Annotated in this window: 21 protein-coding genes; 17 read left to right on the top strand and 4 right to left on the bottom strand. The window is 35.4% G+C overall.

What is annotated here, in order from left to right:
* The first annotated feature begins 100 nt into the window (after positions 1-100).
* From BJL90_RS17350 to BJL90_RS17305, 14 genes are all read left to right on the top strand, one after another.
* Entirely contained in the window at positions 101-310 is a 210-nt protein-coding gene (locus BJL90_RS17350) for a hypothetical protein (RefSeq protein ID WP_070970988.1), read from the top strand.
* A gap of 76 nt (positions 311-386) precedes the next feature.
* The gene (locus BJL90_RS17345; protein ID WP_070970986.1) at positions 387-617 is read left to right on the top strand and encodes a DUF1653 domain-containing protein; all 231 of its coding nucleotides are present in this window, start codon (positions 387-389) and stop codon (positions 615-617) included.
* A gap of 108 nt (positions 618-725) precedes the next feature.
* Complete coding sequence (locus BJL90_RS17340) at positions 726-1,415, top strand: manganese catalase family protein (protein ID WP_070970984.1); 690 nt, start codon at positions 726-728, stop codon at positions 1,413-1,415.
* Between the two features lie 306 nt (positions 1,416-1,721).
* A complete protein-coding gene (locus BJL90_RS22460) occupies positions 1,722-1,877 on the top strand; it encodes a hypothetical protein (protein WP_169824238.1) in 156 nt (51 codons plus the stop codon).
* A gap of 35 nt (positions 1,878-1,912) precedes the next feature.
* A complete protein-coding gene (locus BJL90_RS22455; protein ID WP_169824237.1) occupies positions 1,913-2,068 on the top strand; it encodes a hypothetical protein in 156 nt (51 codons plus the stop codon).
* A gap of 44 nt (positions 2,069-2,112) precedes the next feature.
* Complete coding sequence (locus tag BJL90_RS22450; RefSeq protein ID WP_169824236.1) at positions 2,113-2,268, top strand: hypothetical protein; 156 nt, start codon at positions 2,113-2,115, stop codon at positions 2,266-2,268.
* A 63-nt stretch (positions 2,269-2,331) separates the two neighbouring features.
* Positions 2,332-2,553, top strand: a complete 222-nt coding sequence (locus BJL90_RS17335; protein ID WP_070970981.1) for a hypothetical protein — start codon at positions 2,332-2,334, stop codon at positions 2,551-2,553.
* A gap of 292 nt (positions 2,554-2,845) precedes the next feature.
* Positions 2,846-3,016 (top strand): hypothetical protein, encoded by a 171-nt coding sequence (locus tag BJL90_RS22150; protein WP_156778839.1) that lies wholly within the window; start codon positions 2,846-2,848, stop codon positions 3,014-3,016.
* 15 nt (positions 3,017-3,031) lie between these two features.
* The gene (locus BJL90_RS17330) at positions 3,032-3,340 is read left to right on the top strand and encodes a hypothetical protein (RefSeq protein WP_070970978.1); all 309 of its coding nucleotides are present in this window, start codon (positions 3,032-3,034) and stop codon (positions 3,338-3,340) included.
* A gap of 21 nt (positions 3,341-3,361) precedes the next feature.
* The gene (locus BJL90_RS17325) at positions 3,362-3,550 is read left to right on the top strand and encodes a hypothetical protein (RefSeq protein WP_070970976.1); all 189 of its coding nucleotides are present in this window, start codon (positions 3,362-3,364) and stop codon (positions 3,548-3,550) included.
* Positions 3,551-3,556: 6 nt separating this feature from the next.
* The gene (locus tag BJL90_RS17320; protein ID WP_070970973.1) at positions 3,557-3,826 is read left to right on the top strand and encodes a hypothetical protein; all 270 of its coding nucleotides are present in this window, start codon (positions 3,557-3,559) and stop codon (positions 3,824-3,826) included.
* Between the two features lie 34 nt (positions 3,827-3,860).
* Positions 3,861-4,256, top strand: coding sequence for a hypothetical protein (locus BJL90_RS17315; protein ID WP_236904945.1), 396 nt, complete (start codon positions 3,861-3,863; stop codon positions 4,254-4,256).
* Between the two features lie 11 nt (positions 4,257-4,267).
* Entirely contained in the window at positions 4,268-4,618 is a 351-nt protein-coding gene (locus BJL90_RS17310; protein ID WP_070970970.1) for a hypothetical protein, read from the top strand.
* 32 nt (positions 4,619-4,650) lie between these two features.
* Positions 4,651-5,184 carry a hypothetical protein gene (locus BJL90_RS17305; protein ID WP_070970967.1) on the top strand — a complete coding sequence of 178 codons (534 nt, stop codon included), beginning with the start codon at positions 4,651-4,653 and terminating at the stop codon, positions 5,182-5,184.
* A gap of 170 nt (positions 5,185-5,354) precedes the next feature.
* On the opposite strand, the gene thiD is transcribed toward BJL90_RS17305, so the two are convergent.
* The 4 genes from thiD to BJL90_RS17285 form a co-directional block, all read right to left on the bottom strand.
* The gene (gene thiD, locus BJL90_RS17300; protein ID WP_070970964.1) at positions 5,355-6,155 is read right to left on the bottom strand and encodes a bifunctional hydroxymethylpyrimidine kinase/phosphomethylpyrimidine kinase; all 801 of its coding nucleotides are present in this window, start codon (positions 6,153-6,155) and stop codon (positions 5,355-5,357) included.
* Positions 6,155-6,808, bottom strand: a complete 654-nt coding sequence (locus BJL90_RS17295) for an MtnX-like HAD-IB family phosphatase (protein WP_070970962.1) — start codon at positions 6,806-6,808, stop codon at positions 6,155-6,157. The genes thiD and BJL90_RS17295 overlap by 1 nt, the downstream gene beginning before the upstream one ends.
* Positions 6,796-7,419: a thiamine phosphate synthase gene (gene thiE / locus BJL90_RS17290; protein ID WP_070970959.1), complete on the bottom strand. Its 624-nt coding sequence runs from the start codon at positions 7,417-7,419 to the stop codon at positions 6,796-6,798. The genes BJL90_RS17295 and thiE overlap by 13 nt, the downstream gene beginning before the upstream one ends.
* Before the next feature lie 158 nt (positions 7,420-7,577).
* Positions 7,578-9,326, bottom strand: a complete 1,749-nt coding sequence (locus tag BJL90_RS17285) for a flavin monoamine oxidase family protein (RefSeq protein ID WP_070970956.1) — start codon at positions 9,324-9,326, stop codon at positions 7,578-7,580.
* 159 nt (positions 9,327-9,485) lie between these two features.
* Between BJL90_RS17285 and BJL90_RS17280 the strand changes: the two genes are divergently transcribed.
* The 3 genes from BJL90_RS17280 to ccsB all read left to right on the top strand — a co-directional run bounded on the left by BJL90_RS17280 (position 9,486) and on the right by ccsB (position 13,119).
* Positions 9,486-10,760: an ammonia-forming cytochrome c nitrite reductase subunit c552 gene (locus tag BJL90_RS17280; RefSeq protein ID WP_070970954.1), complete on the top strand. Its 1,275-nt coding sequence runs from the start codon at positions 9,486-9,488 to the stop codon at positions 10,758-10,760.
* A gap of 276 nt (positions 10,761-11,036) precedes the next feature.
* Positions 11,037-12,317, top strand: a complete 1,281-nt coding sequence (locus BJL90_RS17275; RefSeq protein WP_070970952.1) for a cytochrome c biogenesis ResB family protein — start codon at positions 11,037-11,039, stop codon at positions 12,315-12,317.
* The gene (gene ccsB / locus BJL90_RS17270; RefSeq protein ID WP_070970949.1) at positions 12,307-13,119 is read left to right on the top strand and encodes a c-type cytochrome biogenesis protein CcsB; all 813 of its coding nucleotides are present in this window, start codon (positions 12,307-12,309) and stop codon (positions 13,117-13,119) included. The genes BJL90_RS17275 and ccsB overlap by 11 nt, the downstream gene beginning before the upstream one ends.
* Positions 13,120-13,162: the final 43 nt, after the last annotated feature.

Here is a 13,162-nt window from a genome sequence, read left to right as displayed (position 1 = left end):
TCCATGATATAATGAAGTGATAGTAGGTTTTAGAAAAAACAAAAAGATTTCTAAATGCATATAATATAGTAAAAAAAGGTAATGTGGGAGGTGATGTGACATGGAAGAGAAAAAAGAAAAAGTAGTTATAGGATATAACTATGAGGGGCAACCTATCACTAGGAGTACATCAGAGATTGCCAGCTGCTGCTGTATCATATGTGATACGTGTGGAAAGTTACTTGATCCTCAAGGAGGACCCAAAAAGGTACTTTGTAAAGAATGTGCAAATAAAAAAAATATATTTCAAAAGGAAGGAATGTTAATTTAAATGTAAGAAATCTTTTAGGACACTATGGGAGCAAGATTCCAGTAGTGTCCATATCTTTCAGTAAGGAGGGAATAGTATGTGCCAAATCGGTAAAAAGTATAGACATTTTAAGGGAAAAGAATATTTGGTGTTACATATAGCAAAGCATTCTGAAACGATGGAGGAATTGGTTGTATATCAAGCGTTATATGGAGAAGGAGGTATATGGGTAAGACCTCTTGCTATGTTTTTAGAGGAGGTTGAGGTTGACGGAAAGTTAGTGAATAGGTTTCAAGAATGTAACGAAACAGCACTTGAAGAGCTATAGGTAAAAAAGCTATCCTTATAAGAAATTTTTTTAAAAGGATAGCTTTTGATATTTTCATCTTATAATAAAGACAATTTTGATTATACTAATGATTGGAGGTGAATGATTATGTTTAATCATGATAAAAAAATGATGCGAGAAGTAAAAATCGAAGCGCCTAATCCTCAATACGCTGCTTTACTGCAGGAACAATTGGGGGGGCCTAATGGAGAACTGAAAGCCGCTATGCAGTATCTTTCTCAAAGTTTTCGTGTGAAGGATCCTGATATCAAGGATTTATTTTTGGATATAGGGGCAGAGGAACTAAGTCATATGGAGATGGTAGCGCAAACAATTACTTTATTAAATGGACATGATTTAAAGGTAGAGCAGGTTACATCAGGTGTTATTGAGAATCAAGTGTTAGGTGGATTAGCACCTATGTTGACCAATGCTTCTGGAGAGCCTTGGACAGCTAATTATGTTAATGTCACAGGAGACTTGGCAGCAGATTTATTATCAAATATAGCAGCAGAACAAAGAGCTAAAGTAGTTTATGAATACTTATATCGACAGATTAATGATAAGTATGTAAAGGAAACAATAGACTTTTTGTTGAATCGAGAAGAAGCGCATAATGCTATGTTTAGAGAAGCATTAAATAGGATACAAGATACGGCTTCTAATAGAGATTTCGGGGTAACACCAGATGCTAAACTTTACTTCAATTTATCAAACCCTTCCCCTGCAACCAATGGATTTGAAGCACCAAACCCTACACCACCAAGTTTTCAGGATCCAAGACAACAACCTAACTAAGAGAAATAGCATTAGCAATGAAAACACCAAAGCAAGATTGGGGAACTTTTAGATACTTAGCAAATAAGCTTAATTAAATAGTAGGATGGAAAGCTTTGGACACATCGTGTTATAACGATGTGTCCATTTTTAATTTTTTAAAAGCAAAAAATAGTTTGGAACTTATTTGAAGCCATTGATTCCCATACATCCAAAAGAAGAACTAAAAAAGATTCAATTAAAAACTTTTTTTCAATAGCACGCAATAAGTACATCTTCATATATTGTAGTAGAAAAAAGGGAGGACGTGAAAGGAGGTGAAACACAATGGCAGATCGTATCTATGCTTCTGTAGTAAATCAGAAAACTGTATCTCAGGTACAGTTACAAGTTTTAACATTAATAGCAGCACAAGTTACCAACTTAATTGAAGCTCAAATCGGTTTTACTTTACAAACAGACGATGATGTAATAGACATCTAATTTTGAAGTTAATTAAAAAAGGGGGAGAATCAACTATGGCAGATAGAATTTATGCTTCTGTAGTAAACCAAAAAACTGTATCTCAAATTCAATTACAAGTATTGACATTAATAGCAGCGCAGGTTACTAACCTGATCGAAGCTCAGATTGGTTTTACTTTACAAACTGACAATGATGTAATAGACGCTTAAATTTCCTTTAAAAAGAATAACTTATTCAAGAAGGAGGTTATACAATGGCAGATAGAGTTTATGCTTCTGTAGTAAATCAAAAAAACGTAACCCAGGTACAATTACAGGTACTAACATTAATAGCAGCACAAGTTACTAACATTATTGAAGCTCAAATTGGTTTTGCACTACAAACTGATGATGATATTCTAGACCTATAAAAGTGCTATGTTAAACAAAGAAATCATTTAATTAGAAATCTTTACAGAAGGGAGCGCTAAAAATTGAAAATTGGATTCTCTAAAGGGGGATTAACCTTTAACTCTAAAAAATTCCATCCATTAAATATGGGTATTAAAGGATATGAAATAGAGTCTAATGAGGCAATTAACTCCGTAGATGCGGTAGAATTATTGGAGGCCCTTAGCTCAATAAAAACAAAAAAAGCTACAAAACTAGATAAAATTAAAGGTTTAAAAGAAGCAATGGATAAGATGAATAGCTAAAGAAATAGAAAGATGACAATATAGCCCTCTGCTGTATTGTCATCTTTCATTTTTAGCGTTGGAATAAGGTGGATCTTTCTTAAACTTAAGAACATTTAGTTTCTTTATTGCATAGTATGTTAATGCAGAGTACTTATCATATTATAGGTCTGAACTGTAGAGCTAAGTGAATTCATCCAGCTAAAGCTGAAGATCGGGGAAACAGGTGGAGACACTACTCCACCTGTTTCAAAGCCCACTTATACAATAAAACTTTTAATTGTCTAGGCTATGTAAAGGAGAGGATATATCTATGAACAAAGCTATTCCAAAGGACTTGTCTAAAATTCAGCATAAAGATAATGTTCGAATGACAGCTAAAATTTCTAATCAGATAAACACAAATCAACAATCCAATATGGCTCTTTCAGCCTATAGCGTTACAACACAAAGTTGTTCTACTGTAAATATTAATTTTGGCTAAGAAGGGAGTAGAAGCATGGCTATAAATGATCATCCTGCTAATCAGTGGATAAAAATCAAAACAAGAAAAAAACATAGGAATGCACCCTCAGAAATTCAGATTAATATGGATGGAACAGTGTACATGGACGGCGTACCATATGATGAAGCGAATTCTAAATATAAAACTTTAAGCGTAGATGTAGAAAACCATAATCGATTCAATGTAGGTGAAGAGACTGAAAAAATAATTGAAGCTAGAAAGAAAATGAAAAAAGGAGATTCTGTTACCATTAAAGATGTTAAAGGACCAGATCGTAAAGAAAGTACAACTGTTAAATTTTAAAGGTGTATTGGAGGTGGCACGATGGGAGAAGAAAATACTTTTATAAAAGTTACTTCGATAGAGGATGCTGAGTTTACGATTTATAGTAAAAAGTACAATAATCCCATAGAATTACTAGAAAAATTATATAGGATACGTAATGAAAAGTCTCTATCTAATGAAGAAAAAAACAAAAAAGTACAAAAAATTATGAAAGAATATATGGAGTGATTGGTTTTGGAAAATATTAAATCTTCAATGGCATTGAACTTTTCTAATCAGGCGAATGTATATAAATCAAGAAAATCAAATTTATCGCAATTTAACTTTTTTGTAATTTTAGGACTTGAGTATTTAAATACTGGTGGTGGGGAAGAGGCTATACCCATAACTATAGATATTAATAAAGCAGGGGAATTAACGATAAACGGTCTTGATGAAGACTTAATAAATGATAGCAATATTTTCATTTATTCTGACAAGAAAATAACAGATGAAAATAATTAGTCTTAAATCATAGAGAAAAGGGGGTAAACTAAGTTTGACAGATCATATCGAGAAGAATGAAAAAAATAACGAAAAAATCAATGAAGAGATCAAGAAAACCAGTGAGGATAAAATTAATAAAGAAAATAATGGCATAAGTAACAAACAAAGTACTAAAGAAAGTAGTATACAAAATAGTGGATGTTACAATTTTTTAGCCAACTTATCGAACCAAGCAAATCTGACGAATGCTTATAGTACATCGCCTTTTCAAGCAAATGCTATTTTTGTATTGGTTTCTCCTTATTACGTTGAAAAATTTAATTTAGAAGGATTTGATCTAAATATAAATATAGATGACAAAGGTACCGTGTGCATCAATGGTGAGGCTTTTAGTACTTTTGAGGTAAAACCAGGAATTAAGGTATTTGGTATTTCTAAACGTAATTAGGGGGGATATACGTGAAATGTAAAGAATGCAACAGCACTGAGGTTATAAAAATAAACAAACCAGAACATGTTAGGTTTCAATGTAAGCAAGGACATACATGGGTGGAAGAATATGTAGATAAGGGAGGCTCTCACCGCAGACCTAAGTCGTATAAAATAAAAGTGGAGGATATTTTATTTCCTAGTGAAAAGATACTTTATGAAAAGGTTTTGAGTGAAATAGCAAAAAATCAAAACTTTTTTATTTCCTCTAACCCTGAAAAGGTAATAAACTATTTAACTGAAAAATGCAAGTTTAATCAAGAAGAAATTTACAGATTATTTAAAAAGATAACAAAGTTTAATAATAAAGTTGAAAAGTAGCGTCAAACTTAAAGTAAGGAGAATTTTGCAATATGAAAAATCATTCATCAAAATCCAAAAACAGTGATATGTACACATCACGATGGGTGATGTACAACAACACGATAAAAACCTATGAAAAGAATAGCGATGAAGACAAAAGTAGTTTTCAAAAAAACTTTGATAACGAAGCGTATATAGAGGAGGTTTGCTCCGCTCAGGAAACAGAAGAAAAAAGTAATGCTCCTTATAAACAAGCAAGTGATTTTAAAGATAGCATAGCAGAAAATCAGGAATTGTTAAGTGAAGAGGATAATTACTTTAAAGATCGTGTACATCAAGAAAGTGAGAGCATAAGTGAAGAAAAAGCTGAAGCACTCGAAATATTTGAAACATTTCCTATAGAGAAAGAAATTAATAAAGAAGAGGCTTCTATAAGCAAGGAAGAAATTCTAGAAAATCATATAGATAATGAGATAGAAAAAGCTGTCACTACTGATGGTGCTAATCATATAACTCAGTGGGATAATCCCTTAGATATCATTCAAAAACTTTATTCAATCTATAAGAAAAGTAAAAAGAAATAATTATTTTTATATACACGATATAGATTTTGGATAAAAAATATAGTGAATGATCGGGAATGCGGCCTTTCATGTATTAAGATGCATAGGCGGATAGCTACATTATAAAAAAGAGTATTTTATAAGTAAATCCTTCTTAAGATGATAAATTAAGAAGGATTTACTGATTTATTTTAATCACTGACGGTAGAAGGATAGAATTGGTGAAAATGGTGCAGGGGGCCTACTCCTTTGCCGATCGCTATTCCGCAATCAATAGCTTTTGTGACATAATCCTTTGATTTACTAATAGCGGTTACTAAATCAAAGCCAAGTGCTAGGTGAGTAGCAATAGCGGAAGAAAGCGTACATCCAGTGCCATGGGTGTTCTTTTTGTATATTCTTGGAGAAGTAAATTTTGTTATTGTTGTACCATCATAGAATATATCAACAGCATCTCCTAGTAAATGTCCTCCCTTTACCAATACACCTTTAGGTCCTAGAGCATAGATTGCTTTAGCTGCTCGCTCCATGTCCTCGATGCCAACAATTTTTGTATCTAGTATTGTTTCTGCCTCAGGAATATTAGGTGTCACTAATGTTGTGATAGGGAATAGTTCTTTGATAAGGGTATTTTTTGCTTCTGGCTTCAGCAAGCGACGACCACTTGTGGAAACCATCACAGGGTCTACTACAAGAAAAGGGGGAAGCCACTCCAATAAAGAATTAGTAATTTGAAGGATGATTTCACTACTAGAAACCATACCCACCTTGACTGCGTCCACCACAATATCTTCAAAAATGGCATCAATCTGCGCCTTCACCATAGTTTTATCAATATCGACAACAGCATCTACTCCTTGTGTATTTTGCGCAGTGATGGCTGTGATAACACTCATGCCATAGGTTCCTAAGGCCGAAAAGGTTTTTAAATCTGCCTGAATACCAGCTCCTCCACTGCAATCGGAGCCAGCAATTGTTAACAAACGTTTCATCATTGTCCCTCCTCTAAACGCTGCATTTGATTTAATATGTCTTTAAAGTTGTTAAAACTATAAACCTGTCTTCCTAAGCTTAAACAGTGATTAAGAAGCCTTTTTTTTGCAAATACATAATCCACTTTTTCCGCTGGGCAAAAATCGGAAGAACCATCACCAATATAGATGCTTTTTTCAGCTTTTTTTCTCAACTGCTGTATTAAGGCTGTTTTGCATACACCACATAAGCCACAATCTTTTGAGTGGTGAGGTGTTGCTACTTCAAGATCTGCAGAGAAAGTCAACTTATTAGAGTAATAAGGTAAAGTTAAACCCTCTCTATTTAAAATATACTCAATATAGTAGTCATAACCATCACTTAAAATATAAATAGGATAACCTTTCGTTTGACAATAGGCCACAAAAGCTTTGAAGCCTTCATTGACTTCTACAGTCTCCACGATTTCCTGAAAGGCTTCGGGATCTTTTCTTGTAAATAGCTTAAAGGTTTCTTTAGCACAGGCTAATGTAGATAATTCTTTTCTTTCCCACTTTTTATTGATTTCTTTCCAACCAGGACCTGCTAGTTTTGCTATAATCGTTTCACACACATCCGTTTTTGTAATGGTACCATCAAAGTCCACAAAAAAAACATAGCTTATCTTTTCCATCGGGTAAGTAGCTCCTTAGCAGCTTTATAAGTATCTTCCTGGGATAATATGGCGGATATGAGGGCTATACCATTAGCTCCGGCTGATTTTACCGCATCTATGTTTTGGGGAGAAATACCTCCAATGCCTACTACGGGAATATTAACACTCTCTACAACCTCTCTAAGTTTATCCAAACCTATGGCAGCTCCTGCATCTTTTTTACTATCGGTAGGAAATACGGCTCCAGTGCCTAAATAATTTGCCCCCATTTTTTCAGCATAACGGGCTTCTTCTACAGTAGATGCAGAGTAGCCTAAGATTTTATTATTACCCAATAATTTTCTTGCTATTTCAATCGGCAAATCATCTTCACCTATATGTAGACCATCAGCATCTACCGCTAAGGCAATGTCTAGTCGATCATTGATAATAAGAGGCACATCAAACTGTCTTGTGATTTCTTTAAGTTTTGAACTAATAGCATAAAATTCCCTGGAACTAACATTCTTCTCTCTTACCTGCAGTAGTGTAACTCCCCCCTTTAGTGCTTTTGCAACAGCATCAAAAAAGTTTTTGTTTCCTACTAAATAGCGGTCTGTAATTAAATATAAGCTATAATCTATAGTCATCCAACTTTTCCTCCTTTGAAATAAAAACACCACCCAGCTTTAATGGGAGGTGTATAAAATCCTTTCTCACCCTCTAAAGGGCACATCTCTAATAGATTTACTATTTTGATTTTAGTATAGCATTAACACTTCTAAAATGTCAACTTGAAGACTTCTTTCTAGAGAATTCTATTGCAAGCTTTTGCTACATCGTTAGCTGCCATCATACCAGTTTGCAAAGCGCCTTGAATCCATGCCCTAGATACAGAAACATGTTCGCCAGCGAAAAACACCCTATTGTTATATTCTGGTGTTATAGCTACCTTAGAGAACACCCTATTTTCACTAGGGGAATAGAAGGAATAAGCTCCCCAAAACCATGGTTCTGTATTCCAATGGACAGTTTTATGATCGATCAGCAAGGGATCCAGACTTCCGGGATAGAGGCCATGCACCTCTTCTACCTGTCTCTTTATAAAATAAATTCGGAAGGGTTCAGGTACATTTCCTAATCTTACAGCGTCTTGGCCCCAATTATAGGAAGCCAGTAAAACGCCAGGACCCTTGGGAGCTTGAGGTGATGTAGTGTCCCATTTACAACCGTAGGCGTCATGATAGCTTTTTTTACGGTCCTTTTCTACTTCTTCTTCCAACCTAAGGGCATCATCAGAAGGATACCAGATGGTATTAATAGGTAAATCCGTTGAGGAACTGCCTCCAACGATCTTCTTTTCTCCCATTTCCCAAAAACGGCTTTTAAAGAAACAAGCAGTTTTTTGAGCAGCTATATAGGTTAAAATTCTAATGGCTTGCATTTTATTGCTGCTGAATAGAGGTTCTAACTTCAATTGTCTGACACTAGAGAAGGGGAGGGTACAAATAACAAAATCAAAGTCCTCCTGCTGGATAGAGGGGTTATCCTTTACTTTATACTGAAGGGTTACACTTCCATCCAATCTACACTGACTAAGTCCCATAATTTTATGCCCAAGCTTTAAATGAACTTTTCCTAAGTCATCAGGGGAGATCGTAGGATAGTGATATTGAGGATATTCTTGCAGGAGAGAGTGTTGAAAGGCTTCGGGAAACTTTGCCATACCACCGGGAATTTCATACATAAAAGAAAAATTCACCCCGTATATCTCCATCAATATTTCGAAAAAGCTTTTATAGAGAAATCCTCCAGTCGATGGATTCACATTACTTAGCATTGCTATAGCACCATCGCTTAACCCAGCCTTCTCCATACTTTGTCGAATATTGAAAAAGTCCGCAACATTTATCTGAGGACTATAGAAGGCTCTTATTTGTAGAATTTCTTTTCTGATTTCCGGAGGAATGGAAAGCAGGGGTTCTTCAAAGGCAATGGCTTCTAACTGTTGCCATGTCAGGAGCCTTTCCTGCTCCGTCATATCAAACTTTGGGTAAATATATCTTTGTACGTTTCTACCTTCAGGGTCATTTCTAACTCGCACGCCCCGTACATAGATAAAGGCATTTTCGTTGGTCTGTATAAAGGGGCGAGTATCTAACTTAAAAAGGTTGATATAATGCCACATAACATTATGACTGGCAGCAAAACGCATCGCCCCAAGCTCTCCATAAAAACATTTTGCTTTGTCAAAGTAATGGGTGTAAATTCTACCCCCAATTCTTTTTTCTTGTGCTTCAAATACAGTAGTATGAACCCCGAGCTTCCTTAGTTCAAAGGCAGCTGATAAGCCTGCCGTCCCTGCTCCTAAAATGGCCACCTTTATGTGTTTACAAGAGCCGGGAGGGCGAATTGTAGTAATATCAGGGGGAGGGTTTAGCAGAGAAATAACATTTTTGAAATCCTCAGGACGATTTTCCATTTCCAGCGCAAAGCGCACCATTTCATAGCGTTCTTCTGTGGTGGGATTAGGGGGTTGCAGCGGGAGCATTACCATTTTATTTCCTCCTTTATTTGTAGTAAATGAGTAATATTAATATATATGACTTGCTTCTTATGAATATTTGTATAAAAAAATATAAAAATCATCATAGAATTTCTTAATATAGCGAATAATAAAGTGTAAGCTAAAGATTACAAGAAGGGAGAAAATAAAATGAAACGATATATCAATACACTGTTGGTTTTTGTGATGGTGTTAACATTAGTGCTCACCAACATAGGTTGTGCAAGACAGCAGGAGGAGACGCCAGAAGAAACTCCTGAAGAAGTACCTCAAAGACCGCTAGGGGAAGTGCCAGCGCCAGAGGATATGATTTTAGAAGCAGCCCATTGGCAGGAGGAGTATCCTATGATTTATGAGTCTTTTTTAAGAACTTCTAGAATGGGAGACAATACAGTGGAAGATAGTACACTAGGTGGACTACACCCTGTTGATTACTTGGAAAAATATCCTAACATAAAGATACTTTATGATGGGATAGGATTTTCTAAAGAATATTTTGTAGCTAGAGGACACTATTATTCTTTAGAGGATGTAATCAACACTGCTCGACCTAAACCAGGTGCCTCTTGTCTAGCTTGTAAAACAGCTGATTATGAAAAGTTATTTGTAGAGCATGGACAAGACTTATTTACATTAGATTTTCATGAAACCGTACAGGGGATAGAAAATGCGATTAGCTGTTATAATTGTCATAGAAATGAACCAGGAGAAAATATACAGGTAACTGCGCCACATCTTACGGTAGGTTTAACCAAATTGCAGCAGGAGCCATCACCAGGAACTATGGCCTGTGCCCAATGTCATGTAGAATATTACTTTGATCCAGAAACGAGAGAAGTTGTTTTACCTTGGGATAATGGTATAGGGATTGAAGAGATAGAAGCTTATTTTGATGAAAGAGATTTTTATGATTGGAAGCATCCTAGAACAGGAACACCACTCATTAAAGTACAACATCCAGAGTTTGAAATGTATACAGGTAGTGTACATGATAGAATGGGGATAAGTTGTGCCGATTGCCATATGCCAACGGTAGAAGAAGAAGGTGAAACCTATACTTCTCACTGGGCAAAGAGTCCACTAAAAACCGTTGAAGAATCCTGCGGAAGATGTCATACAGATACTGAGGCCATTATCGCTGAAACAGAAGAAATTCAAAGAGAAATAGATGCAATGCAGGTAGAGGTCAGCGGCATGATTGTGCAGCTTATAGAAGATTTTGCCACTGCACTAGATGAGAGAAATTTAGATGAGGATACAGTAGAAAAGCTTTGGGATTTACATAGGAAAGCACAGTATCGTTGGGATTTTGTCATGGTGGAAAACTCTACTGGGTTCCATCATGCGGCGAAGGCTAGAGAAGCCTTAGAGCAGGCTAAAGACTTTGCTCAGCAGGCGTTAGATATTTTAGCAGAGCAGCAGTAGATAAAATGAGACTTAATTATCTACCACTATCAAGAAATTTTTAGATAGTGGTAGTTTTCTATTAAGATAATTGCTCCTTCGGTGTATTGCTAAGGCGCCCACTGAATTAAGTCTTATTTTATAATTTTTTATCATTAGCGTTAACTTAGACCATAATTTGTCATCATTCCAAGATCCTTCGCTATGCTCAGGATGATAGTTCGCGAGGGAATTTTGAAAATAATAGGGTTAAGTTAACGCCTATGAATTTTTTATAAAGTTTAAGGATGTGATGAGATGAAAAGAAAAAAGAGGATTAGAGGTATTGTAGATTTCCTAAAGTCCATGAAATTTGGTTTAATGTTGTTGGGAATCCTCGGAGGTTTTTCTGTAGTGGGTTCTCTAGTACCACAGGGTAGAGAAGTAAACTTTTATGAGCATAGTTATTCTCAGGCAATAGCAAAGGGAATTTTAATGTTTAAGATAGATGATTTGTATCATTCACCTTATTTTATTGTATTACTCGGTGCTTTGTGTTTAAATCTATTTTTATGCAGCATCTCTAGATTCAGTAAGATCATAGAAAGAGTTAGAGCAGTTCCTAATCCCAGCATAATGGATAAAATATCTTCAGGTGAAATGCAAAATAAAGTGGATCATAAAATTGTGTTTAAAGAGATTTTTCAAACCTATGGGTTTAATGGGTTTAGCAAAATCAAGAAAGACAATAATAAAATAATGTACTATAGCAAGAAAAGTCAAATGGGTTATTTAGGTTCATGGTTTATTCACTTAGGGGTATTGCTTACCATCGTATTTTATGCCTATGGTCAATTTACTTATTTTACCACCTCTGTCTATGGTCTGCCTGGAGAGAGTAAGGAAGTACAGGGAACAGAGTATAGGATAGATATTCATGACTTTGATATAGATTATAGGGAAGATGGGTCAATAAAGCAATATGTCTCTCATATAGATTTGAAAAACCAAAAGGGGGACCCATTAAAGTCATCAAATATTTATGTAAATCATCCTATGAGGCATAAGGGATATGCTTTCTATCAATCAGCAGCTGGATGGGCAACCAGTATAAAAGTATATCGAAGGGATGAATTGATTCAGGAGGATATACTTTATGAAACAACTGGAATAGCGGATCAAAATGGTATACTTGCGATAGAATTTCAAAAATTTTATCCTGACTTTATGGCAACAGAAAATGGCATACTAAGTGTCTCTAATCAGCCTAATAATCCTAAAGTGCTGTACTCTCTATTTTTTATGGGACAGAGGATTTCTATGAATGTGGCTGCTATAGGGGAAGCTATCCATTGGCAGGATTTTACCTTTGTATTTGATGATCCTCAAATGTATACGTATCTTCAAGTAAACAAAATGAAGGGTAAGACTGGAGCTGCTATAGGTGCTTTGTTCATCCTCCTTGGGTTGATACTATGTTTTTATAAGAAGCCTAAAGAGTTAATGATTGTTCAGCAGGGAAAAGAAGTACATATTTTTGGAAAGAATCTTGATACAAACAATAAGTTGTTTAGGGAGGTAAATTTATATGTTGAATGAGGATTATAGCTTTATAGCTACATTAATATTCTATGGTTTATCTGTATTGGCTTATTTCGTTTTTTTTATGTTTCGTAACGAAAAATTTTCTAATTATGGAAGTTTATTGGTGAAATTAGGTGTGATTTTTCATACGGTAGCCTTAGCTTCTAGGAGCGTGGAAGCTAGTAGATTACCGCTATCGAATCAATATGAATTTGCTACAACTTTTGCATGGGGAATTGCTGTAAGTTTTGTAGGTTTTGAATGGAAGTATAAGTTTAAAGCATTGGGTACCTTTGTTACTCCTTTGATTGTATTGGTTGCTTTTTACGCAGCACTACAATCCAAGGAGATAAGACCCTTGATGCCAGCACTACAAAGTAATTGGATTACGATTCACGTGAGTACAGCTATTTTTAGTTATGGTGCCTTTGCTATTGGTTGCGGCGTTTCTATGATGTACTTAATTCGTGATAGGCTAAAGGAAGATCCTTTTATCACAAAATATATGCCAACCTCTGAAATTTTGGATAGCATAAGTTACAGAGCCATCGCATTAGGTTTTATCATGTTGACAGTAGTGATCATTAGTGGTGCTATATGGGCAGAAAAGGCATGGGGAAGATATTGGCAGTGGGATCCAAAGGAAACCTGGTCTTTTATCACTTGGATTATTTACGCTATCTATCTCCATGTTAGACTATCTAAGGGATGGAAAAATAAAAAAGCAGCTTGGTTTGCGATATTGGGATTTTTGGCGATATTATTTACCTATATTGGGGTGAATACAGTCTTGTCTGGGTATCATTCCTATGCATAATGCTATAAATCTATGATATAATAAAGGAAATGACAGAGGAAGG

Source organism: Clostridium formicaceticum (genome assembly GCF_001854185.1).
Lineage (GTDB): Bacteria > Bacillota > Clostridia > Peptostreptococcales > Natronincolaceae > Andreesenella > Andreesenella formicacetica.
The sequence above is the reverse complement of the archived record's forward strand: the minus strand, read 5'-3'. Positions and strand labels throughout refer to the sequence as shown.